The 22,999-nt window shown below is 68.4% G+C and carries 23 protein-coding genes; 7 read left to right on the plus strand and 16 right to left on the minus strand.

Annotation, left to right across the window (positions count from 1 at the left end):
* Positions 1–37 precede the first annotated feature (37 nt).
* Complete coding sequence (locus AVZ66_RS12170) at positions 38–457, plus strand: PPC domain-containing DNA-binding protein (RefSeq protein WP_058984343.1); 420 nt, start codon at positions 38–40, stop codon at positions 455–457.
* Positions 457–4,530, plus strand: coding sequence for a DNA-directed DNA polymerase II large subunit (locus AVZ66_RS12175; protein WP_058984344.1), 4,074 nt, complete (start codon positions 457–459; stop codon positions 4,528–4,530). Before AVZ66_RS12170 ends, AVZ66_RS12175 begins: the two co-directional genes overlap by 1 nt.
* A gap of 58 nt (positions 4,531–4,588) precedes the next feature.
* Here AVZ66_RS12175 and AVZ66_RS12180 read toward each other — a convergent pair whose 3' ends face one another.
* The 6 genes from AVZ66_RS12180 to AVZ66_RS12205 form a co-directional block, all read right to left on the minus strand.
* Complete coding sequence (locus AVZ66_RS12180; RefSeq protein ID WP_058984345.1) at positions 4,589–5,809, minus strand: DUF5305 domain-containing protein; 1,221 nt, start codon at positions 5,807–5,809, stop codon at positions 4,589–4,591.
* 56 nt (positions 5,810–5,865) lie between these two features.
* Complete coding sequence (locus AVZ66_RS12185) at positions 5,866–7,032, minus strand: signal peptidase I (protein WP_058984346.1); 1,167 nt, start codon at positions 7,030–7,032, stop codon at positions 5,866–5,868.
* A gap of 17 nt (positions 7,033–7,049) precedes the next feature.
* Positions 7,050–7,925, minus strand: coding sequence for a hypothetical protein (locus AVZ66_RS12190; protein WP_058984347.1), 876 nt, complete (start codon positions 7,923–7,925; stop codon positions 7,050–7,052).
* Between the two features lie 52 nt (positions 7,926–7,977).
* The gene (locus tag AVZ66_RS12195; RefSeq protein WP_058984348.1) at positions 7,978–9,423 is read right to left on the minus strand and encodes a DUF1102 domain-containing protein; all 1,446 of its coding nucleotides are present in this window, start codon (positions 9,421–9,423) and stop codon (positions 7,978–7,980) included.
* A 75-nt stretch (positions 9,424–9,498) separates the two neighbouring features.
* On the minus strand, positions 9,499–9,987 hold the full coding sequence (locus AVZ66_RS12200) for a hypothetical protein (RefSeq protein WP_157575660.1): 489 nt from the start codon (positions 9,985–9,987) through the stop codon (positions 9,499–9,501).
* Between the two features lie 66 nt (positions 9,988–10,053).
* A complete protein-coding gene (locus AVZ66_RS12205; protein WP_058984350.1) occupies positions 10,054–10,659 on the minus strand; it encodes a hypothetical protein in 606 nt (201 codons plus the stop codon).
* A 382-nt stretch (positions 10,660–11,041) separates the two neighbouring features.
* Between AVZ66_RS12205 and AVZ66_RS12210 the strand changes: the two genes are divergently transcribed.
* The 3 genes from AVZ66_RS12210 to AVZ66_RS12215 all read left to right on the plus strand — a co-directional run bounded on the left by AVZ66_RS12210 (position 11,042) and on the right by AVZ66_RS12215 (position 12,687).
* Positions 11,042–11,656 (plus strand): hypothetical protein, encoded by a 615-nt coding sequence (locus tag AVZ66_RS12210; RefSeq protein ID WP_058984351.1) that lies wholly within the window; start codon positions 11,042–11,044, stop codon positions 11,654–11,656.
* Position 11,657: 1 nt separating this feature from the next.
* Positions 11,658–12,161, plus strand: a complete 504-nt coding sequence (locus AVZ66_RS16320) for a hypothetical protein (protein ID WP_157575661.1) — start codon at positions 11,658–11,660, stop codon at positions 12,159–12,161.
* A gap of 232 nt (positions 12,162–12,393) precedes the next feature.
* Positions 12,394–12,687 (plus strand): rubredoxin-like domain-containing protein, encoded by a 294-nt coding sequence (locus tag AVZ66_RS12215; protein WP_058984352.1) that lies wholly within the window; start codon positions 12,394–12,396, stop codon positions 12,685–12,687.
* 73 nt (positions 12,688–12,760) lie between these two features.
* Here the strand turns inward: AVZ66_RS12215 and AVZ66_RS12220 are convergent, their stop codons facing one another.
* From AVZ66_RS12220 to AVZ66_RS16325, 3 genes are all read right to left on the minus strand, one after another.
* Positions 12,761–13,114: a NifU family protein gene (locus AVZ66_RS12220; protein ID WP_058984353.1), complete on the minus strand. Its 354-nt coding sequence runs from the start codon at positions 13,112–13,114 to the stop codon at positions 12,761–12,763.
* A 65-nt stretch (positions 13,115–13,179) separates the two neighbouring features.
* Positions 13,180–13,503: a DUF5783 family protein gene (locus AVZ66_RS12225; protein WP_058984354.1), complete on the minus strand. Its 324-nt coding sequence runs from the start codon at positions 13,501–13,503 to the stop codon at positions 13,180–13,182.
* Between the two features lie 233 nt (positions 13,504–13,736).
* Complete coding sequence (locus AVZ66_RS16325) at positions 13,737–13,955, minus strand: hypothetical protein (protein ID WP_157575662.1); 219 nt, start codon at positions 13,953–13,955, stop codon at positions 13,737–13,739.
* A 262-nt stretch (positions 13,956–14,217) separates the two neighbouring features.
* Here AVZ66_RS16325 and AVZ66_RS12230 point away from each other — a divergent pair, with 262 nt between their 5' ends.
* A complete protein-coding gene (locus tag AVZ66_RS12230) occupies positions 14,218–14,718 on the plus strand; it encodes a cation:proton antiporter regulatory subunit (RefSeq protein WP_058984355.1) in 501 nt (166 codons plus the stop codon).
* Between the two features lie 4 nt (positions 14,719–14,722).
* Positions 14,723–15,928 (plus strand): cation:proton antiporter, encoded by a 1,206-nt coding sequence (locus AVZ66_RS12235; RefSeq protein WP_058984356.1) that lies wholly within the window; start codon positions 14,723–14,725, stop codon positions 15,926–15,928.
* Here the strand turns inward: AVZ66_RS12235 and AVZ66_RS12240 are convergent.
* From AVZ66_RS12240 to AVZ66_RS12270, 7 genes are all read right to left on the minus strand, one after another.
* Complete coding sequence (locus tag AVZ66_RS12240) at positions 15,920–17,326, minus strand: DHH family phosphoesterase (RefSeq protein ID WP_058984357.1); 1,407 nt, start codon at positions 17,324–17,326, stop codon at positions 15,920–15,922. The genes AVZ66_RS12235 and AVZ66_RS12240 overlap by 9 nt on opposite strands.
* Before the next feature lie 45 nt (positions 17,327–17,371).
* The gene (locus AVZ66_RS12245) at positions 17,372–18,097 is read right to left on the minus strand and encodes a uroporphyrinogen-III synthase (protein WP_058984358.1); all 726 of its coding nucleotides are present in this window, start codon (positions 18,095–18,097) and stop codon (positions 17,372–17,374) included.
* Positions 18,094–18,825 (minus strand): uroporphyrinogen-III C-methyltransferase, encoded by a 732-nt coding sequence (gene cobA, locus AVZ66_RS12250; protein WP_058984359.1) that lies wholly within the window; start codon positions 18,823–18,825, stop codon positions 18,094–18,096. The genes AVZ66_RS12245 and cobA overlap by 4 nt, the downstream gene beginning before the upstream one ends.
* Positions 18,822–20,006, minus strand: a complete 1,185-nt coding sequence (gene hemC / locus AVZ66_RS12255) for a hydroxymethylbilane synthase (protein ID WP_058984360.1) — start codon at positions 20,004–20,006, stop codon at positions 18,822–18,824. Before hemC ends, cobA begins: the two co-directional genes overlap by 4 nt.
* A 291-nt stretch (positions 20,007–20,297) precedes the next feature.
* Positions 20,298–20,819 carry a hypothetical protein gene (locus AVZ66_RS12260; protein WP_058984361.1) on the minus strand — a complete coding sequence of 174 codons (522 nt, stop codon included), beginning with the start codon at positions 20,817–20,819 and terminating at the stop codon, positions 20,298–20,300.
* Positions 20,820–20,851: 32 nt separating this feature from the next.
* Positions 20,852–21,301 (minus strand): hypothetical protein, encoded by a 450-nt coding sequence (locus tag AVZ66_RS12265; RefSeq protein WP_058984362.1) that lies wholly within the window; start codon positions 21,299–21,301, stop codon positions 20,852–20,854.
* Between the two features lie 29 nt (positions 21,302–21,330).
* Positions 21,331–22,668 carry a glutamate-1-semialdehyde 2,1-aminomutase gene (locus tag AVZ66_RS12270; protein WP_058984363.1) on the minus strand — a complete coding sequence of 446 codons (1,338 nt, stop codon included), beginning with the start codon at positions 22,666–22,668 and terminating at the stop codon, positions 21,331–21,333.
* Positions 22,669–22,999 lie beyond the last annotated feature (331 nt).

A 22,999-nucleotide genomic window follows, 5' to 3' on the forward strand; every position in this document is an offset into this window, starting at 1 on the left:
GGTAGGACTTTTGCTGGCGCGCCCGTTGGATGCACCCATGAACGTCCGCGAAGTCTCCGGCGGCCGCGAGTTCGTCGCGCGACTCGACCACGGCGCCGACTGGCGCGAGGAGATCGAGTCGCTGGCCGCCGACCGGGGTATCGACGCCGCGTGGTTTATCGGCATGGGCGCGGTGCAGGACGCCGAACTCTGGTACTACGACCAGGACGACTTCGAGTACAAGGCCGCGCGCTTCGAGGAACCGCTCGAAGTGGCGGCCTGCGTCGGGAACCTCTCGGAGTTAAACGGTGAACCCTTCGCGCACACGCACGTGACTCTCTCCCGGCGCTCGGGGCAGGCGCTGGCCGGCCACCTCGACCGCGCGACCGTGTTCGCCGGCGAGCTGTACGTCCGCGAACTCGACACCGAGCTGGTCCGCGAGCACGACGACGCCACCGATCTCGATCTCTGGCTGTAATGCGGCCCGAGGACGAGGACTACTTCGCGTCGCTGGAAGCCGGCCTCGACGACGCCTTCGACGTCGCCGAGCGCGCGAAGCGCCGCGGCGAGGACCCCAAGCCCGAGGTCGAGATTCCGGTCGCGAAGGACATGGCCGACCGCGTCGAGAACATCCTCGGCATCGACGGGGTCGCCGAGCGCGTCCGCGAGTTGGAGGGCGAGATGTCCCGCGAGGAGGCCGCGCTCGAACTCGTCGAGGACTTCGTCGAGGGGCGCGTCGGCGACTACGAGACGAACGCCGGGAAAGTCGAGGGCGCGGTCCGCACCGCGGTCGCGCTGCTCACGGAGGGCGTGGTCGCGGCGCCCATCGAGGGCATCGACCGCGTCGAAGTCAACCAGAACGACGACGGCACCGAGTACGTCGCCGTCTACTACGCCGGCCCGATTCGGTCGGCGGGCGGGACCGCGCAGGCGCTGTCCGTGCTGGTCGCGGACTACGCCCGCGCGCTGCTGGACATCGACCGCTTCAAGCCGCGTGACGAGGAGATCGAGCGCTACGCCGAGGAGGTCGACCTCTACGACTCCGAGACCGGACTCCAGTACTCGCCGAAGGACAAGGAGACGAAATTTATCACCGAGCACTGCCCCGTCATGCTAGACGGGGAGGCGACCGGCGACGAGGAAGTGGACGGCTTCCGCGACCTCGAACGCATCGCGACGAACTCCGCACGTGGCGGGATGTGTCTCGTGCTCGCGGAGGGCATCGCGCTGAAGGCGCCCAAGATTCAGCGCTACACGCGGAATTTGGACGAGGTCGAGTGGCCGTGGCTCCAAGACCTCATCGACGGCACCATCGGAGAGAGCGAGGCCGACCAGGGGGAGGCCTCGGAGGACGCGAGCGGCGAAGCCGCGAGCGAAGCAGACGAGCGCGACGCCGACGACGCCACCGAGGCGCCCGACGGCCCGCCCCGTGTCGACCCGTCGAACAAGTTCCTCCGCGACCTCATCGCGGGCCGCCCGGTCTTCGGCCACCCCTCTAACGAGGGCGGCTTCCGGCTCCGGTACGGCCGTTCGCGCAACCACGGGTTCGCGACGGCGGGCATCCACCCGGCGACGATGCACCTCGTGGACGACTTCCTCGCGACCGGTACCCAAATCAAGACCGAGCGCCCCGGGAAGGCGGCGGGCATCGTCCCCGTCGACTCCATCGAGGGGCCGACGGTCAAACTCGCGAACGGCGACGTGCGCCGCATCGACGACCCCGAGGAAGCCCTCGAAGTCAGGAACGGCGTCGTCGAGATTCTGGATGTCGGCGAGTACCTCGTGAACTACGGCGAGTTCGTGGAGAACAACCACGACCTCGCGCCCGCGAGCTACGCCCCGGAGTGGTGGGTGCAGGACTTCGAGACAGCCGGCGCGGACGTGCAGGCCCTGCGGGACTCGCCGTACGTCGACCTCGAACACCCCGGCGCCGACCAAGCACTTGAGTGGGCCAGCGAGTACGACGCGCCGCTCCACCCCGAGTACACGTACCTCTGGCACGACATCGACGTCGCGGACTTCGAAGCGTTGGCAGAGGTCGTCGCGGACGCCCACACGGAGGACGGCGACGACCTCGTCGTGGCCAACGAGGACGCGGTCCGCGAGCCGCTCGAAGCGCTGCTCGTCGAACACACGCAGGACGACGACGAGATTCGGATTCCGGACTGGCTGCCGTTCGCGCGCTCGCTCGGCGTTACCGACGACCTGACTCGGGAGTGGGACGACCTCTCCGCGGACGCCCGCGAGTGGCCGAACGCGCTCGCCGCCGTCAACGAGGTCGCCCCGTTCGACGTTCGCGAGCGCGCGCCCACGCGTATCGGAAACCGTATGGGCCGCCCCGAGAAGTCCGAGTCCCGCGACCTCTCCCCGGCGGTCCACACGCTGTTCCCCATCGGCGAAGCCGGCGGCAGCCAGCGCGACGTCAGCGAGGCCGCCCGGTACGCCCCCGACATGAGCGACACGCCCGGCGAACTCGACGTGCAACTCGGCGTCCGCGAGTGCCCGGACTGCGGCGACCAGACGTTCGAGCCGCGCTGCGAGGACTGCGGCGAGTGGACCGACCCCTACTACGAGTGCCCCGACTGCGGTATCGAGGGCGACCCCGACGAGTCCGGCCGCGTCGAGTGCCCGCGCTGCGAGCGCGAACTCGACAACGTCGCCGTCCAGACCGTCGACGTCGGCGCCGAGTACCGCGACGCCCTCCAAGCCGTCGGCGAGCGCGAGAACGCCTTCGACCAACTCAAAGGCGTGCAGGGGTTGATGTCCGCGGAGAAAGTCCCCGAACCGATGGAGAAGGGCGTCCTGCGCGCCAAACACGACGTCACCGCGTTCAAGGACGGCACCGTCCGCTACGACATGACCGACCTCCCGGTCACGTCGGTCAAACCCAGCGAACTCGACGTCACCGTCGAGCACTTCCGCGAACTCGGATACGAGGAGGACATCCACGGCGACCCCTTGGAGCACGACGACCAACTGGTCGAACTCCGCGTGCAGGACGTCGTGCTCTCGGACGGCGCCGCCGAACACATGCTCCAGACCGCGGACTTCGTCGACGACCTCCTCACCCAGTACTACGGCCTCGACCCGTTCTACGAATTGGAGGAGCGCGACGACCTCGTCGGCGAACTCGTCTTCGGGATGGCGCCCCACACCTCCGCCGCCGTCGTCGGCCGCGTCATCGGATTCACGTCGGCTTCGGTCGGCTACGCGCATCCGTACTTTCACGCCGCAAAGCGTCGGAACTGCTTCCACCCGGAGACGAAGGTGTGGTTCGAGGACGAAGCCGGCGAGTGGCACCACGACCCCATCGAGACACTCGTCGAGGACCGTCTCGACCCCGAAACGGCCAATCAGGACGACTTCGGGACGCTCGTGCAGGAACTCGACGGCGACGTGTTCGTGCCGTCCGTGAACGACGACGGCGAAGTCGTGCGGAAGCCGGTTGAGGCTGTCTCGAAGCATCCAGCGCCCGACCACATGGTTCGCATCGAGGCCGAATCCGGCCGCGAACTGACAGTGACGCCGGACCACGAGCTCCTGTGCTGGGCGGGGAACAGTGTCGAACGCGTCGAAGCCCGCGAACTCGACGGCGACGAGACGCTGCTCTCGAGTACGTTCGACGAACCCGAGATGGCTGCAACTGCGGATACTGCGGTTGGCGTCACCGACGGTGGCGCGACGCGACGCGACGGCATCGCCAGCGTCGAGCACGTCGCCAGTGACACCGACCACACGTACTGCCTCACCGTCGCAGACACGCACTCCCTGTTCGCGAACGGCGTTGCGGCGGCGCAGTGCGACGGTGACGAGGACTGCGTAATGTTGCTGATGGACGGCCTCGTCAACTTCTCTAAGTCGTACTTGCCGGACCAGCGCGGCGGGCGGATGGACGCGCCGCTGGTGATGTCCTCGCGCATCGACCCGAGCGAAATCGACGACGAAGCGCACAACATGGACGTCGTCAGCCAGTATCCGCGGGAGTTCTACGAGGCAACTCGCGAGATGGCCGACCCGGGCGAGGTCGAGGACATCGTGGAGATTGCCGAAGAGAGCCTCGGGACCGACACTGAGTACGCGGGCTTCGAGCACACGCACGACACCTCGGACATCCACCTCGGGCCGAGCCTGTCGGCGTACAAGACGCTCGGGTCGATGATGGACAAAATGGACGCCCAGCTCGAGCTCGCGCGGAAACTGCGGGCCGTCGACGAGACGGACGTCGCCGAGCGCGTCATCGAGTACCACTTCCTCCCGGACCTCATCGGGAACCTGCGCGCGTTCAGCCGCCAGGAGACGCGGTGTCTGGACTGCGGGGAGAAGTACCGCCGGATGCCGCTCACCGGGGACTGCCGGGAGTGCGGCGGGCGCGTGAATCTCACCGTCCACGAGGGCTCCGTGAACAAGTACATGGACACCGCTATCACGGTCGCCGAGGAGTACGACTGCCGGGAGTACACCAAGCAGCGACTGGAGGTCCTGGAAGCGAGTCTCGAATCGATTTTCGAGAATGACAAGAACAAGCAGAGCGGCATCGCGGACTTCATGTAACACCTAGGCCTGCAAAATCGCGCGCCGTGCGGCTCCTCTCGCACGCGACCGCGACCCGCTAGTCCTGCGGTTGAGGCGTGTCTTCGCGGTCGTCGGACTCATCGAGAGCGTCAGCGTCGTCCGCCGAGCGGTCGGCACCGTTCTCGCTAGTGTCGACTGGTTCGATGCCCTCGAACGCACCGAGGTCCGCGTCGTCGTCCGGCTCGGGTGTGCCAGCGAGTGCGGGTGGCTCGTAGGCGACCAGCAGTTGGTCGGTGATGGCGTAGAACGTCCCGGAGTCTGGATCTTCGACGACCGCGGTGTCGGAGTCGATGGCGAAGTCGACGACGTCCGACAGCGACGCGGCCGTCGCGCGCGGGCGGTCGTGGACTTCCTCGGGGAGGGTCGCGCGGACGACCCACTCGTCGAACTCCGCGCGCTCGTCGCGGAACGCCAGCAGGTCGCGCTCGTCGGCGGACAGCGCGAACTCGTTACGGTCCCGACCGACGCCGAGCACCGCGAGACCGGCGACGCCACCGACGAACAGAAGCGGACCGCCGACCGACCACAGCGGCCCGTACTCCTTGGAGACGGTCACCGTCTCGGTCGTCGTCATGGCCTCGCTGCCGGTCGCCGCGGGCCCGACGGTGTACGTGTCGCCGTCGACCGAGACCGGGAGGCGGTGACTGAGCGACAGCGACGCGGGCTGGCCCTCGACGCTCCCCTCGGTGGTCGCGTCCACCGCGACGAACGCCTCGACGGTGCCGGGCGTCTGCCCGAGCGACGCCTGAATCTCGGACTGGCGCTGCGCGAGCCGGCTGGCGTTCAGCGAGAACGCGACGCTCGCCGACTCCGCGGACTGCACGTCGGCGCTGGTCCCGTCCAGCGGCGTGCGGTCGGTCCAGTAGACGGTGTTCTCGCTGTCCCCGCCGACCGCGCGCACGACGAGCGCGGCGTCGAGGTCGACGGACGCGGCGGGCGCGTCGAGGCCGGAGTACGTCGCGACGTACCGGCCGTCGAGGATTGGTGATGCATCGGTGAAGTACGTCGAGCGGTTCGAGAGCGTCGTCCCCACGTCGAAAATCGGGTTCTCGCGGGTGATTTCGGCGGCGTGCTGGAACTCGCCGGAGACCCGCCAGTGCAGTTGCTCGGACTGCTCTTGGGTGGTTCCCGGAGCGGCGTGAGCGGTGTACGCCGCCCAGCCGCCAGCGACCGCGAGTACGGCCAGTGCCGCAACTAGTACTGGGAACCACGACGATACGACTGCCCGAACCCTGAGCCAGCGCGACCCCTCCCCCATGGCTCCCCGTCTGTAACGCGCTTGTATAGAACTGTCGGTGAACCAACTCGACTGCGTCAGTCAGTCAGGTAGCGGAGCGCGCGCCGCCACAGCGAGCGATCGTGGCGCGACTCGCGATTGCGCACGCGGACGCGGCGCCCGCCGAGCACGACCAACCCGAGCACCGCCATCCCGCCCGCGAGCGCGGCGTCGACGACGAGAATCGGGAGCCACGGGTGGACGGCGTGCAGCGTGTCGATGACGGACGTCGGGAGCACGGCGAGGTAGCGGTGTTCGGTGACGAACCGGCGGTAGTACCCCGTCTCGTCGGGCGCGGACAGCGTGACGTCGACGGCCGCTTCGCCGCGGCTGCCGACGGTGACGCGCTCGGGAGTCACGGAGACGCCCTCGCTAGCCGACTGGACGTACGCGACGACCGGGACGAGACCGGCGTTCGGGACGCTGTACGGCAGCGTCGCGGACTCGCCCTGCTGGATGACCGTGGGGTTCTCGGAGGCGAACTCCGCGCTCACGACGCCGAACTGCTGGGTGCCTGCTGGCACGACCATCGCGGCCGTCGCGGCGACCACGAGCACCGCGGCGAGGACGGCGACGACGACGCCCGGCGAGACCCCCTGTTCGCGGTCCCGGCTCCGGTCGCGGTCCCGGTCGCGGCCGTCGCTGGCGAAGAACAAGTCGAAGACGTACAGCAGCGCGGACAGCCCCAACAGGAGGTACGCGATGCCCTGCGTACCGAGCAACGCTCGCGACCCCGTTATGACGGCGAGCCGGCGCTGAACGTCGGCGAACGCGCCCTGAAGTCCGGTAACGACGGTGCCGAGGTTCGGAACGACGACGACCGAGCCGCCGACCTGGAGCGCTTTCGCGACGACTTGCGCGTCCTTCACGGGCGGTTCGCCGCCGTCTTGGTCGGTGAACGGGTTCGCGTCCCCGCGCGTGATGTACCCTCGTTCCGTCACGTCGACGACGCGGTGCGTGGTGAGGCCGCCGCCCTGCAGCTCCTCCGCGCGGAAGACGACGACGTCGCCCACCTCGACGTCGCCGTCGACGGCCGCCGGTACCGCGACGAAGCCGTCGCCGGGCTCCAGCGTCGGTTCCATGCTCCCGGTCTCGACGTACCCCAGCAGGACCGGCGTCCCGAGCAGTTGCCCGACGAGCAGGGCGACGACGACGAGGACGACGAGCGCCTCGCCGCCGAGCGTGAGCGCGCGACGGACAGACATTCACTCGGCCAGACGTGTCAATCAGACAAAAATCCTCGGTCGTGGTCGGCCGGCGGGCCGCCCGCGTCGAACGCGCCGGCCGCGAGCGCGACGTACGGCACGAGGAAGCCCAGACAGAACCCCAGCAGGTGGACGTAGAGGTTCACGACAGTTCCGGCCGCGGGCGATGGCGCGGGAAATCCGACGAACGGGTACCCCAAGAAGAGGACGGCGCCCAGCAGCCCGAGGTCCAGCCAGCCCGCCCGCCGAGCGGGAGCCATCGACCCACGCGAGTCTCGGACCGCCCGCCACGCCGAGCTTACGTAAGCGGCCGCGAGCAGCGCGCTCCCGCCAGCGAGCGCGAACGTCACGCGGCCCGCCGGCAGTGCGACGAGCGTGACGACGGCGACAGCCGCGAAGAACGCGCCGGGCGCGTGCCGCACCCGCAGCCGACCGTCCACGCGCCGACTCGCGTACGCCACCAGCAGCAAGCCGAGCAGGCCCGCGAACGCCATGTTCACGCCGGAGAACCCGTAGCCGACCGCGTTCCGGGGGACCGCGAGGTTCAGCGCGGAGAGCGCGAACGGGAACGCCAGCACGAACGTCGCGGCCGCGACGCCGAACAGCCGCCGCCGGCCGGCCAGCACCGCGAACACGTACCCCGACCCCGCGAGCAACACGTACCCCAGCAGGTTCGCCGCGAGGTGACCAGTCTCTAAGTGGACGAAGTGCGCGGTGTACGCCGTCGCCAGCGTCGGGTCGCGGTACGCGAACGCCAGCGACTCGCGCGTCCCGGCGGGCAGCGCGAAGACGCCGAGCAGGACGACCGGAACGACAGCGAGCGCAGCGACGTCCCCGCGCCGAACTGCATCTCGAAGCGCCGCGCGAACGGATTCGCTGCGCTCGGTCGACATCACGGCTCACCCTCCCCGTGGCAACAGCAAAAGCCTGTCCGCCGGACGCCCGTCATCGCCACTCGGTGCGCCGCGTCACGGCGATCACCGCAGCGAGCACGGCTAGCGCGCCGACCAGCCCGAGCAAGTCAGCCAGCCCGAACCCGGCCGGCTCCTCGACTGGCCGGTCGGCATCCGCCGCTTCGGACTGCGGCTGGCTCGCCGCCTCCGCGTCCGCGTCCGCACCCGCGCTCGGCGCGGGAGCCACGGTGAACGCGCCCGCGTCCGTCCCGTCCACGGACACCGCGTACTCGCCGGTCTCGTTTCGCGTGATTTCGGCAGTCACGGTCTCGCTCTCCCCCGCGGCCACGCTGACGGTCCGCTCCGCGACGACCGCGCCGTCGACCGCCACCGGCACGGTCCGCTCGCCCGCGAGGCTCCCGTCGTTCGAGATAGTCGCCGTCACCGCCACGGACTCGTTCGGCGACACCGTCGCCGGCGCGACAGCCGCGTCAGTCACCGCGAGGCGCGCGCGGTCTGCGGCCACGACGAGCGTCGAGAACCCCGGCGTCTCCGCCGCGAAGCGCAGGCGGCCGTCGCGCTCGCCCAGCAGTTCGACATCGAGCGTCGAGCGGCCGGCCTCACCATCGCGATAGACGGATAGGTTCGCCGGCGTGACGTTCCGCGCCTCGAAGTACGCCGGCGGCGCGCTGAAGCGGACCGTCGCCGCGTCGACGCGCCCGGTCGAGACGGAGAACCGCACCGCGCCCAGCGGCTCCGCGCCCGCGTTCGCGACGAGCGACCGCGCGTCCCCCGTGTCGGTCGTAGCCACGCGCATCGACAGCGTTCCGCCCCCGCTCCGCACCGAAACGTCGTCCAGCGAGAGCGACGCGTTCCCCGCGCGGTCGAGTTCCAGCCGCGACGCGTCGAACGCGACCGTGTCGCCGAAGGCCGTACCCAACGCCGTGAACTGCCGCGAGTCCGCGCTCGGCGCGCTCGTCTGGACTGTCGACCCGCTGGCTTCGCTCGGCGTGCTCGCGTCGCTCCCGACATCCTCGGGGTCGGCCGCCCGCGCGTGTACGGTAATCTGGTCGATGAGCCCGTCCGCGGTCTCACCCGTCGTGTCGACGCGCAGTCCGACTGCGACGGTCTCGTTCGGTGCGAGCGTCACGTTCGCCGCCTCGGACTGCACGGGCGCGCCGTCCGCGTAGAACGTCACCGCCTCCGAGTCGTGCGTGAGCCAGACGTGCGCGACCCGCGAGCCGTTGTACCGCATCCGGAACACGTCCTCGATGCCCGTCACCGCGTCGTCGTTCACGCCCTCCGCGTCCGGGTTCGCCGCCGACAGGTCGACGACGAGCTCGCCGTCTCGGAGGGACGCGTAGTCGCTGCTCGGCGCGAGCTCCACGCCCTCGCCGATATTGTCGGTCGGTCCGGAGAACAGCGGCGCGGCTACCGACGGGAATGCGAGTGTTCCCGCGAGCGCGAGCGCGGCAGCGAGGGCGAGGTAGCGTTTCATCTGTCCAGTATCCGTTCGAGACCCACCGGCGGAGTCGAACCGCCGAAAGAAATGACCAGTGTGGGATGTTGTCGGTTAGTCTCGATTCCCGCCGACACGTTCTCCGATGATTGTTAGCGTCTCGTTGAACGTACCGTCTGTGGAACCATGGGTGTCGATGTACAGCCCGATATTGGTTCCCTCTCCCACGTTGAGTGTTGGAGGGTCGTCTCTCAGGATGCCATTCTCGTTAACGAGAGCGAGATTAGCGAGGTCGCTGCCGTTGTAGGTGCTGGATAGCCGGACAGGCTGCGTCCCTTGGTTACTTATCGTCGCCAAGTCGTGAAACTCGTAGACTGAGTTCAAACCAACACCTTGAGGTTCCGAGCTCTCACCGTTTTCGTCACCGGGGATTTCGAACTCCAGTTCACTCCCGTTACTGAAGGACCGCCCGGTGTTCTCTCCGCCTGCTCCCTCGTTTTCGTTGGGTACCATGCGGAGGAAGGTTTGGAAATCCTGGGCGACAGCGATTGAGACGCTTCGCTCGGCTTCGACGCTGGTGAACGCGCCGCTACCGAGAGCCACACTCCCGGTCGCAGCGAGCCCGCCAACGCTCGCGAGGAATCTACGCCGTCTCATTTGTCTAGGACGTTAATCTTGATTCCCGCCAACGCGTTCAGCGATGACGGTGAGTGTGCCACCGCTCAGGTCACCCGTTGAGTGCCCCTTCGGGATGTAGATACCAATATTCTTGAGGGAGTCTCCTGGTGAGAGGGTGGCTTTATTTGGCGTATCATCATTATAGTGGAATGAATGCTCTCCGTCGTCACCGTCAACTCCTAGCTCGCCTTCCGCATAAATTCCCAAGACCCCGCCGTTAGATGCAATTAAATCTGATTCAATCCAGAGGTTGACGTCCTGCGTACCGTTGTTTGTGATGTCTAGAAGGTTATCGAAGATGGTCTTCGCATTCTGGTTGATGCCGGACGCGGAGCCGTCCGTGTCGTCGGAATTAGTGAAATCGATACTGAAAGTCTTGGTGCTCAGGTCCCCTTCGACGTACTCCTGCGCGTTCGGATAGACGTTACCATCGCCGTCACTCGCCCGACTGAATGCAAGGAAGGCGTTCGCATCGCCCGCCGTATTGATGGCGAGCGAGCGGTCGGCTTCTACACTCGTAAACGCGCCCGTACCAATTCCAGCTGCCCCGGCGGCAGCGAGCGATCCGAGTCCGGCGATGAACTTGCGACGTTGCATTGTTGGAGTTGCCTCGTTTGGGCACTCCCGCGACCACCGCGGTCGCCGAGAGCGCTCACTTGCCCCATCACCCCCATGGTAAGTAGTATTGACACGATTGAGCGAGTTCAGTCCCGGTCTGTACTCCAGCACCCAGTGGTCTGCCCCCGCCTGAGGAGGCGACGAAAACCCACAACCGCGGTCTGCGCGAGCGTCAGACCTGCCCTGAGCGGCCGAACACAGGTTCGTATCAACAATCTATTCGTAAATATAAGTGTGAAAGATTCCCCGATGACGTCTGTAAACCCGAATTTTAGAGTTTTACGGCATTGGTATCACCAGAAGTTGGTACGTTAATTACCGCCAACACTTATGGGGGCGTAGTCGGTAAGCTCCGCTCGTCGTGTCATCGGCGTCACAGCATCGGGGGCAGGGGGAGCCCGCCGATACGGGAGAGGGAGTACCGGGAGACGAAGCACCAGCGGACGCGCCGACCGAGGACGAGCTGTTCGACGTCCTCGCGAACCGGCGCCGGCGGTACGCCGTCCACGCGCTCGACGACGCCGACGGCGCCACCGAAATCGGGGACGTGGCCGAGCAGGTCGCCGCGTGGGAGTACGGCGTCGACGTCGAGCAGGTGTCCTACGAGGAGCGCAAGCGCGTCTACACCGCGCTCCAGCAGTCGCACTTCCCGATGATGGACGACGCCGGCGTCGTCGACTTCGACAAGAACCGCGGCACCGTCGAACCCACCGACTCCCTGAACGACGTCGAGGTCTACATGGACGTCGTGCAGGGCCACGAGATTCCGTGGAGCGTCTACTACCTCGGAGTCTCGGGCGTCGCGGCGTCGCTGATGGCGGCGGTCTGGACCGGCACGTGGCCGTTCGCGGCCCTGCCGCATCTTGCGTGGGGGGTCGCCGTCACCGCGATGTTCGCCGTTTCGGCGGTCGCACACACGTACTACGCGCGGGGGCAGCGCATCGGCTCGACCGACGAACCACCGGAACTCCAGTGAGATGAACTACCGACGCGCGGTCAGCGTTCTGCTCGCAGTCTCGGCGGCGACGATGCTCGCCACCGGGAGCCTCGGGTTCACGAGCGTGAGCGCCGACCGCGGTGTCTCCGTGAACGTCGTCGACAGCGAGGACGCGTACGTCAATGCGACCGCCTGTCGTAATGGAGGTGCAGTGAAAGTGACAGTGACGAACCAGTACAGCGATACGTTCACCGTCGAGCGGATTACGAGCGGGGCGGACGAACTACCCGGCGGAAAAGTTTCCAAACAAATTATTCCAGGAAATTCGGAGCGGTTCCCGGTTTCACAGGCGGGAGAAAAAGTGACCGTACACGTCACGGGGAAACTGACTGCGGCGGTGACTGTTACCGTTCAGGAGAGAAGTGAGTGCCCAGATTGGGGGTGGCCCGGGAACGGCCCAAATAACGACAAGAAAGGGAATCGTTCTACAAGACAGGGCGGGCCGCCCGAGACGACGGCTGCTGCCAAGACGACGGCCGCCTGAGGTGACGACACGGCCCTACTTCGACTGCAAACATCCCACACACCTCGACAGCACTTGTCGTACCGGGGCGAAGTCCACCGTCGAAGCGGCGCGCGACCTCGAGTGCGGCCAACAAATACCAGCAACGACATCGACGCTGCTACTGGTCGAGGCTGTCGATAGAACGAAGCGACCCGCCGCGCCGACGCAATCGGCGATTGTCTTTATCAGGCCGCGTCTCGAACGTCGACGTATGAGTGACGAACCAGCCAGTGTTGGCCTCGGCACCGCGGTCTACGACGAAGACGGCGAGAAGCTCGGGACAGTCCGTGGCTTCGACAGGGACGGGTTCTTCGTGACCACGCGCGACGGCGTCGAAGAACTCTCCATCGAGCACGAGCGCGCCGGCCACGAGTTCGGCGGCGCGGAGCTCATGTGGCGGTGTTCGGAGTGCGGCGAACTCGGCGACCTCCAAGAGGAGTTCCCCGAGGAGTGCCCGAACTGCGGCGTCGAGAAGGAAGCGATTTACTACTGGACAGAAGACTAAGCGGCGTTCTGCGGTCGTCTTTCGCGAGAATGGCGTGGCTCGGCAGCGCGAAAGACGGAGAGAAATGCGGGGGTTAGAACGGAGCCTGCGGGCCTTCGTCTTCCTCGGCGTCCTCGCCGGACTCTTCGCCGGGGAACGACGGGCTCATGCCGCTGTCGTGGTCGCCGCCCATGCCGGTGTCGGCGTTCACGGCGTCGACTTCGGGAATCTCCTTGGTCATGCGGGACTTGATGGCCTGAATCGTCATCGGGGAGATGCCGCAGCCCGAACACGCGCCGCCGAGCTGGAGGTCGACGACACCGTTCTCGCGGTCGATGTTCTGGATGGCGGCCGTACCGCCGTGCATCTGAATCTGGGGGAAGTTCCGACGGAGGAAGTTGTTGACGCGCTCCTCCAGGTCGTCGCCGCTCTGACTCTCGGTGCTCATGAGAACCCGTTGGTGCTCCCGTGGCTTAGCTCCTGTGGTGCAAGATGTTCGCCCCGGCTCCGCGGTTACGCGTCGTCGACGTCGAACTGTGAGCGCAGCTCCGCGCGAATCTCTTCGAGGTAGCGGTCGAGGACGTGCTGGGTCTTCTCGTCAGTGGCGACGACGCCGTCGAGTTTAGCGAGCGGGTCGTCGGGGAGTTCGACGGTGAACTCGCCGTCCTCGAAGTGGGGTTCGCTCTCCGCGAGAATCGTCTGGTCGATGCCGTGGACCAGATCCGAGTCGAAGGACTCGTTCATCGTCTCGAACGCGCTCTTGTACGCGGTCTGGAGCTTCGGGAAGTAGTCGACGTACTTCTGTTCCTCGAACTCCTCGGCCGTCAGGTCGCTCATTACCCGTTGTTTGCCGTGTCGGATTGAAGTGCCCGTCGGTAGCTGCGAGCCCGCCGACCAAGTTTCTATATCGTGGTATAAGATTTATTGAGGGGTCCGTCGACAGCGGGAGCGGTGAGTGGTTGCAGCGAGTCGCCGAATCGAGCGGAGCGGGGCCGACGAGCCGAGGCCATCGGCTTCGGCGTCGCGAGCTTCTGGCCGCTCCGCTCGATTCGGAGTGGTGGCGACGGCACTCACGGAGAGCTTCCGTTCGGCGACGAGCAGGCGGGCTTGGACTCGCGCACGCGCGAAAGAGTGTCGACCCGCGTCACGCACACCCGGGGTTCGACGAGCGAGGAACCACCGCGCGCTGCGGGGAGTCGGGTTTCGGGGCGGCGGTCGGGCCGGGCCGTGCTACTCTCGTCGGCGCCGCCGACGAACAGCCGGCCCGCGAACCCCTCACCCCCACTCATGGGTTCGTCTCGCCTTCGTGGCGGCGCCGACAACCCCGGGTTCAGCCGCTGGTCAGCTGATAGACTTCCGGGGAGTGAGCGAGATACCATTCAGGACGCCCAGTCGGTTCGCTCGTCGCAGGGTCGCCGCCGCTTCGCTGCCCCGCTCGCAGTCGCCGCAGACCACTTCGGGGCAGTGATAAACCACATACTACGATATAGAATTGGTCGGCTGTCCGGGCGCCACCCGAGCTTTAAGCGTGCGTCGCACCCCACTGCAGGCATGGTCATCTACGAGGCGGACGTTCCCGGCGTCGGGAAGCGCTACGAGGTCGAGACTGGGGGCGGCGAGCGCGCCGTCGTCATCGTCCACCACGACGGGAAGCGGGAGCTGTTCCGGCGCAGCGACGCGGACGCGGACGCCGAGAAGCTCTTCGAGTTCACGGGCGAGCAGGCCCGGCAGGTAGCCACGTCGCTGGAGGGAACGGACTTCCAGCCGCTGGACCTGGAGGACGTCGACGTGCCGCTCGGCGGCGCCGTCATCGAGTGGACCGAAGTCCCCGAGGGGTCGCCGGTCGCCGGCGAGACGATGGGAGACGTCCACATCGGCAAGGAGACGGGCGTGACCGTCGTGGCCATCCAGCGCGGTGACGAGACCATCGGGAGCCCGGGCGCGGACACCGTCCTCGAAGCCGGTGACATCTTCGTCGCCATCGGGTCCCGGTCCGACCAGGACGCCTTGTCGGCGCTCCTCGCGGGCGAAGCCACCGAGGAGTCCGACTGACGCGATGGCGGAGGCGCTCCTCCTCGAACTCGGCATCGCGCTCGCGGCGCTGGCGGTCGCCGGCTCGGTCGCGCGGTACTTCGACCAGCCGGTCATCCCCGCGTACATCGCCGTCGGCATCCTCGTCGGGCCGCACGCGCCAACGAGCGTCGCGACGGTCTCGCTGCAGTTGGTCTCCGAGAGCGCGGTCGTCGAGACCGCTGCCGAAGTCGGCATCGTCCTGCTGTTGTTCTTCCTCGGACTGGAGTTCGACGTCGGCACGCTCGTGCGGAACCGCCGGCGGCTGTCCGCGGTCGGCGGCATCGACCTCGCGGTGAACGCGGCGGTCGGCGTCGCGCTCGGCGTGCTGTTCGGGTTCGGGCCGGTCGGCGTGCTGCTCGTGACCGGCGTCGTCTACATCTCTTCGAGCGCCATCGTCACGAAGGCGTTGACGGACGCGGGGTGGCTCGCGAACCCGGAGAGCGAGGTGATTCTCGGCACGCTCGTCGTGGAGGACCTCGTCATCGCCGTCTACCTCGCGGTCGTCGCGGCGGTCGTCGGCGGCGGCGGAACCGTCGGGAGCGCTGTCACGACCGTCGTCCAGTCGTTCGTCTTCCTCGCGGCGCTCGCCGGTGCCGCGCACTTCGGGACGGAGTACGTCGACCGCGTGTTCGACACGGAGGCGGACGAACTGTTCGTGCTGCGGGTCGTCGGGACGGCCGTGCTCGTCGGCGGCGCGGCGCTGTCGGTCGGCGCGAGCGAGGCGGTCGCGGCGTTCTTCGTCGGCACCGCGTTCCACGGCACCGGCCTCGTCCACCGCGTCGAGAGCCTCGTCGTCCCGCTCCGGGACGTGTTCGCGGCGCTGTTCTTCTTCGCGGTCGGCCTCGGCACCGACCTGCTGGTGGTCGCGGACGTCTGGCTGCTGTTGCTCGCTGCCGTCGTCGCGACGACCGCCGCGAAGCTCGCCAGCGGGTACGCCAGCGGCCGCGTCTACGGGCTGGACGACCGTAGGTCCGCGCGCGTCGGCCTCGGACTGGTCGCGCGCGGCGAGTTCTCGCTCATCGTCGCGACGCTCGCGGCGACGAGCGCGGACCCGACGATTCGGACGGTCGTGCCCGCGTTCGCGGTCGGCTACGTCATCGCGATGAGCTTCGTCGGCTCGCTGGCTGTCCAGTACGGCGCCGGGCTGTCGGCGGCGTTCGCGCGCCGCGTCGGCCGCGGGTCACTCTAGCTGGTCCGCAAGCACGTCGCTCACTTCGTCGAGGAACTCCTGTTCGCGGCCGCGGGGGACGGTCGCGCCCGCGGCGACCGTGTGCCCGCCGCCGTCGCCGCCGACCGCCTGCGAGGCCTCGCTCATCACCACGGAGAGGTCGAGGCCGCGGTCGACGAGCCGGGACGTGCCGCGGGCGGAGACCTTCGTCTCCTCGTCGTTCTTGTAGCCGAACCCGAAGATGGGGCGGTCGCTCTCGGTGGCGTCGCTGCCCAGCGCCATCCCGGCGACGATGCCGACGATGGTCTCCCGGATGCGGTCCTCGGCGTGGAACCACTGGAGGTCGTCATCGATGGTGACGCCGTCGCGTTGCAGCCACTCCAGTCCCTCTGAGAGGTTCCGGCGGTGCTCTCGCAGGAGGTCACGGGCGGCGTCGAGGGGGTCGCCGCGCTCGCCGAGACAGACCGCGATCCCGACGTCCGCGCGCTCGTAGCGCGCCGTCGCGTTCAACAGCGTGGAGAACTCGCTGGCGTCCCGCAACTCGGTGCCCGGTTCCTCCTCGGCGAGCGTGTACGTCGTGCCGACGAGTTTCTCTACGTCCTCGCTGGAGACGCCGTGGCGCACAGCACGCTTGAGCAGCCCGCTCACGACCGTCTGGCGCTCGTCGTGACTCAGGTCCGCCCACGTCCGCCAGTCGCCGCCGTCGTGCAGGTCCAAGTCGAGGCCGTCGAGGAACCGCACGGCGCCGTTCTCGTCGTTCGTGATACCGGGGACGTACACCTCGCTGGCGTACTCCAAGAGCTTGGGGAGCGGGCGGGTCTGCGTGCCGTACAGCGCGAGGTCTTTGGCGGTGTCGAGTACGCCGGCTTCGACGCCCTCTGCGGCAATCTGGGTGTTCGCGCCGACGAGCTCGCCGTCGACGGTCTGTCGGTCGCCGACCGCACCCACCACCGCGAGCGCCGCGAGGTCGGTCGCTTCCTCTCCGAGCAGCGCTCGCGCGAGCACGTACGTCGCGCCAGCCCCGGACAGTTCCTTCCCGCCGTCCACGCCTTCGAGGAGCGGGTTCAGGTGGAACTGGGTGTCGGCGTCGGCGGGCTGGTGGTGGTCGGCGATGACGGGGACGAAGTCGCCCGCGTCCTCGTGGACCGTGATTGCGTCGAGCTGTCCGCTCCCGAAATCCGTGAACAGCACCGTGTCGTGGTCGTGGGCGGCGATGCCCGCGATTTCCTCGTCGTCGAGCTGTTTCGAGAAGACGACGTCGTGGGGGACGCCGGCGCGTTCGAGCGCGGTCGAAGCGATGCCCGCGCTCGTCAGGCCGTCGGCGTCGATGTGCGACGCGAGCAACACCGAGTCGGCGTCGCGGAGAGCGTCCGCGCACGCCTCGGCGCGCGCTTGGAGTTCCGGGACCGGAGCGTCCATCGGGCGAAGGTAGCGCGGCATCGCGTATAAACTACCGGCTCGCGCTCAGAGTTCGTCGCGGACGGCGCGCGCCAACTGCTCGAAATCCGCGTCCTCGGGGACGACGTTCACCTCGACGCCGCGTGATTCGGCGGTCTCGCGGGTCGGCGGGCCGATGCAACCGACGATGGCGTCGTTCAACCCGGCGAGCGCGGCCTCGCGGACGCCGCGTGCTTCGGCCTCGTCGAGCCAGTGGTCGACGGTCAGCGACGACGAGAACAGCGCCGCGTCGAGGTCGCCGTCCGCGGCGAGTTCGACGGAGTCGCCGGCTTCGGCGGGCACGACGAGTTCGTAGAGAATCGTCTCGTGGACGTACGCGCCGGCGTCGTTCAGGCCGTCCGTCAGCACCGCGGAGCCGTGGTCCGAGCGCGCGACTTCCACGCACGCTCCCTTGACTTCACCTTCGAGCGCGTCGACGAGGCCGGCGCTCGTGTACTCGTCGGGCACGAGGTCGACCGTCCAGCCCGCCGCCCGGCACGCGTCGGCGGTCGCCTCACCAATGGCGCACAGCGCGGCGTCGCCGGGCTCCCAGCCCGCGTCGCTGGCGAGTTCGACGCCGGTCTTGCTCGTCAGAATCACGTAGTCCGCGCCGTCTCGCGGGGTGTCGCCCGTCGGCTCCACGGCGAGCATCGGGTCCGGAACCGGGTCGGCGTCCAGCGATTCGAGGAGCGCGGTCGCGTCGTCGAGGCGGTCGTCCGCGGGCCGGAACACCGCGACCGTCGGGTTCGTCATCGCGTTTCCTCCCGCACGCCCGCGACGCCGCCGACGACGGTGACGGCGGGCGGCTCGATGCCGACCTCGTCGCGCGCCTCGACGATGGTGTCGAGGGTTCCGGTGGCGACCTTCTGCCCGGGCCGCGTCCCCTTCTCCACGAGCGCGACCGGCGTCTCGGGGTCCATGCCGGCGTCGCGGAGCGCTTTCGTGTAGTCGGGGAGCTTGCCGACGCCCATCAGCACGACGATGGTGCCGCCGGTGTCGGCGAGCGCCTGCCAGTCCACTGCGGACTCATCTTTGGTGGGGTCCTCGTGGCCCGTGACGAACGACACCGACGACGCGTGGTCGCGGTGCGTCACCGGGATGTCGGCGGCGGCGGGCGCGGCGACCGCCGACGAGATGCCGGGCACGACCTCGAAGGGCACGTCGTGGTCGGCGAGGTAGACCATCTCCTCGCCGCCGCGGCCGAACACGAACGGGTCGCCGCCCTTCAGACGGACGACATCGTTGCCCTCGCGCGCGAGTTCGACCATGCGGGCGTTGATTTCGGACTGGGGCGTGCGCTCGCCACCGGCGCGCTTACCCACGTCCTCGCGTTTGTCCTCGGGAATCTCGGAGAGAATCGCGGGGCCGGGGAGCTTGTCGTGGAGCACCACGTCCGCGTCTTCGAGCAGGCGCGCGGCCTTCACGGTCAGCAGTTCCGGGTCGCCCGGGCCGCTGCCGACGAGGTAGACGGTTCCAGTCATTCCCGTTTGGCCGCCTCGATGAGGTCGGTCGCGCCGCGCTCGCGGAGGTCCGCGGCGAACTCGCGGGCGTCTCTGGCGTAGTTCTCCACGTCGAGTTCCCGGGTCTCGCCGACCTGCTCGGTGCCGTCCCGGCTGAACACTTGGACGTCCGTGCGCACCACGTCGCCCTGCACGAGCGCGTACACGCCGATCGGCGCGATGCAGCCGCCGCCGACTTCCTCGAGGATGACGCGCTCGGTCGTCGTCTCCGCGCGCGACCGAACGTGGTCGAGGGCGTCCCGGAGCTGGTCCGCGACGTCGCTGTCCTTCCGGGCGGTGATAGCGAGCGCGCCCTGCCCGGGCGCCGGCACGTGCGTGTTCGTCGGCAGTTCCTCGTCGTGGACGTGGTGGGTGAGGCCGGTGCGTTCGAGGCCGACCTGCGCCAGCACCACGGCGTCGAACTCGGTGTCGACCTCGCGTTCGAGCGCGGACTGCTGGAGCGGCGTCAGCGACTCGAACCACTCCTCGACGGTCTCGTCGAACTCCGCGTTCTGACGGTTGTCGGACTCGCTCTCCTGTTCGTCCGGGGATTCGTCGTCGAGGTTCTCGACGCCCTCCTCGACGGCTTCGCTGGGCTCGTAGTCGCCGCGCTCCTGCTGGCGCGCGTCGGCTTCCATGCGCTCTTTCTCGGCCTCCGTGCGGCGCTCGTGTTCGGCTTGGAGCGCGGGCGCGAGCAGTTTCTCGACGCGGGTGTCGACGTTCCCGCGAATCGGCTCCACGTCGAGGCCCGGCCGGTGGGCCTGAATCTGGGCGCCGCGACGCAGGCTCGCAGTCCCCACGACGCTGCCCGCGGGGAGGTTCTCGAGGCTGGTGCCGTTGGGCGTGACGAACGCGTCCGCGGGGTTCTCGCGGTGCGGCACCGCCGCCACCACGAGGTCGTCGGGCATGTCGGTCGGCACGTCCTTCATCGAGTGGACGGCCGCGTCGACCTCGCCGTCCAAGACCTTGCGGTCGAGCGAACGCACGAACGCGCCGGTCTTCCCGAGGTCTTGGATGAGTTCGTCGTCAACGCGGTCGCCGGTCGTCTCGACCTCCACGAGTTCCACGTCGTGGCGGTGGTCTTCGAGTTCGGTCTTGACCTCGCCGGCCTGTCGGAGCGCGAGGTCCGACCCACGGGTAGCGAGGCGTATCGCGTCGGTCATGTGCGTACTTCCGCGCGCTGGGTTGAAACCCCCTGCGTTTGCATGCGTGGCGCGTCGGCGGCGCGCCGCGTTAGCGCGAACGCGGAGCGAAGCGATGCGTGAGCAGCGTGGTCGACCGCAGGGAGACCACGTTCTGGCGAACGGCGAACGAAGTGAGCCGTGAGCCGCGTGTGGAGCGAGAACGCCGTCCGACCACCGCGCAGCGTCGCCCGCGCGACTCGCGGGTCGCTACCGCTCCCCCCTCGTTCCGTCCGCGGACTCCCTCCGCTCGCCCGCGCGACTCGCGGGTCGCTACCGCTCCCCCCTCGTTCCGTCCGCGCGCTCTCTGCGGTCGCCCGCGCGCAGTTCGTCGCGCCACTCCCAGAAGGACGCGGGCATGGCGACGTGGTGGCGGCGGTCACGGAGGTAGCGGACCGCGACCCACGACCCGAGGGCGGCGCCGACGACGACGCCGAGCCCGCCGAGCGTCGACCCCCGGAACAGCATTACGCTGCCGCCGACGACGAACACGTCCGCGAGCACGGCGATGCCGGGCGCCGGGAAGTCGTCGCCGGGCCAGTCGCTGCCCGCGGCGTCTATCGCGTGGGCGTCCATCCACAGCGCCAGCGGCAACACGAGGTACGCCGCGAGCGCGGGGACGCCGAGCGCGACGGCGGGCAGCGAGAGCACGTCCCCGGCGTCCGAGACGACGGCTTCGGGGACGAGTTGGACGACGGCGAACGTCCACACGGAACACACGACCCAGAAGGCGGTGACCAGCGGGACGGCGGCGGCCCAGTACCACCACCGCGAGTCCACGCGCAGTTCAGTCATGTCCGTGCGTTAGGCGTCACGGCGTTTGTAGCTCACGGGACGCCCACCGACTCGTGGCGCTTGTAGAGGTAGTACACCGCCAGCGGCACTTGCAGCGGTTGGGCGACGAGGCCCGCGAGCCCGAGGATGCCGTACAGTTCGGGGTCGGGGTTCCACGAGCCGGGCGCGTCGGCGACGGCGCTGGCGTCGTAGTAGATGGCGAACGGGAACACCAGCGACAGCAGTAAGCCGACGCCGGCAAGCGCGACGAAAACCAGGAAGATGCCCGCGAACCCGAAGCCGGCGCTCATCGGCATCCTCGCTGCGTGTTCCATCGTTCCCATCCCCGTCACCGTGAACGCGAACACGGCGATTGCGAGGAAGAAGCCGAGCACGGTTCCGACGACGTAGTACAGCGGCACGGCGGCGACCCAGTACCACCACTTCGAGTTGGGCGTGGCGTCGCTGCGAGCGGCCGTGTCGGTGGAGGGCGTCTCTGCCATAGCGGGTGTTGGCGGTCGGGCGTGAAAAGCTAGAGGGCGTTCCGGTAGGCTTCCAGCGTGCGTTCGACGTCCTCCTCGGTGTGGCTGTACGAGACGAACTGTGACTCGAACTGGTTCTGGGAGAGGAGGACGCCGTCGTCGAGGACCTGCGGGCGGAACACGCGGTTCCAGCGGTCGACCGCGCCGCGGCCGACATCGGCGCCGTTCTTCGGGCAGGCGTCGAAGCGCTCGCAGTCGGGGTCCTGCTCGCAGCCGTTCGCGCACGGCTCGGACTGCGCGTCGCCGCCGCGCGTGAACAGCACCTTGAACAGGCTGTCCGTGCCGACGACGGTGTACGAGGGCGCCTGCTCGGCGACGATGTCCGAGAGGCCCTCGCGGAGTTTCCGGCCGAGGCCGTTGACGTGTTCGTAGACGTCGTTCTCGGCGGCGTACTGCAGCGTCTCCAGCCCCGCAGCCATCGTCACGGGGTGGCCGGAGAACGTCCCGGCTTGGAAGACGTCGCCGACGGGCGTGAACTCCTCCATGATGTCGGTGCGGCCGCCGATTGCGCCGACGGGGAAGCCGCCGCCGATAATCTTCCCGAACGTGGTGACGTCGGGCGTGATGTCGTACTTCGACTGCGCGCAGCCGAGGCCGCCGACGCGGAACCCAGTGATGACTTCGTCCCAGACGAGGAGCGCGCCGTTGTCCCGCGTGAGGTCGCGCAGCGTCTGGTGGTAGCCCTCGACGGGTTCGACGATGCCCTTGTTCGCGAGAATCGGCTCGACGAGGACGGCGGCGATGTCGTCGCCGTGCTCGGCGAACACCTCGGTGACGGCGTCGGCGTCGTTGAACGGCACGGGAATCGTGTGCTCGGCGAATTCGGCGGGGATGCCCGCGCTGGAGGGACCACGCTCTTCGCTGTTGCCCTCGACGAGCGTGGACTCTTGGGCGCCGTGGTAGCCCGACTGCATCACGACGATTTTGTCGCGGCCGGTGTAGCCGCGCGCGAGCCGCACGGCCGACGTAGTGGCCTCGGTGCCGGAGTTGACGAACCGCAGCATCTCGACGCTCGGGACGTGGCGCGCGACGAACTCCGCGTGCTCGACTTCGAGTTCGGTCGGCATCCCGTACATCGGTCCTTCGCTGGTGCGCTGCTGGACGGCCGCCTGCACTGGCTCGGGGAGGTCGTGGCCGAGCAGCAGCGGGCCGAGGCCCATCACCCAGTCGACGTAGCGGTTGCCGTCGGCGTCGATGACGTGGCCGCCGTCGCCCTTCCCGACGAACGTCGGGTACGGCTGCGGGGCGGCCCGCACGGACGAGTTCACGCCGCCGACGAGCACGTCGAGCGAGCGGTCGTAGAGGTCGCGTGACGTCTCGCGGTTCATGTGGGAGCCTTAGGTGGGTCCCCGAAAATAGCTGATGGGTTGGCGTCGCTACCGGGTCGAAGAATCACACAGAATCAGTCACAGCAGCCGCCGCAAAAGGTGCCGGCCGTTCGAGCACAGTCCGACGATGGCGGCCGGCGCACACACGGTGAGCACAGTCCGCTGTGGTCACAGACGCCCTCGCGGTCGTGTCACTAACGTATCACCTCCGTGGAGATGCGCGGGTCGACGCCGCCGGCGGGGGACCCGATTTCGGGCACTTCCGCCCGCGAGGGCGCCCCTGTCGGGGGCGCGAGCACACAGTCCGGGGTCGGGGTGGGTCCGCTGTCGA

This window comes from Halobacterium sp. CBA1132 (genome assembly GCF_001485535.1).
Lineage (GTDB): Archaea > Halobacteriota > Halobacteria > Halobacteriales > Halobacteriaceae > Halobacterium.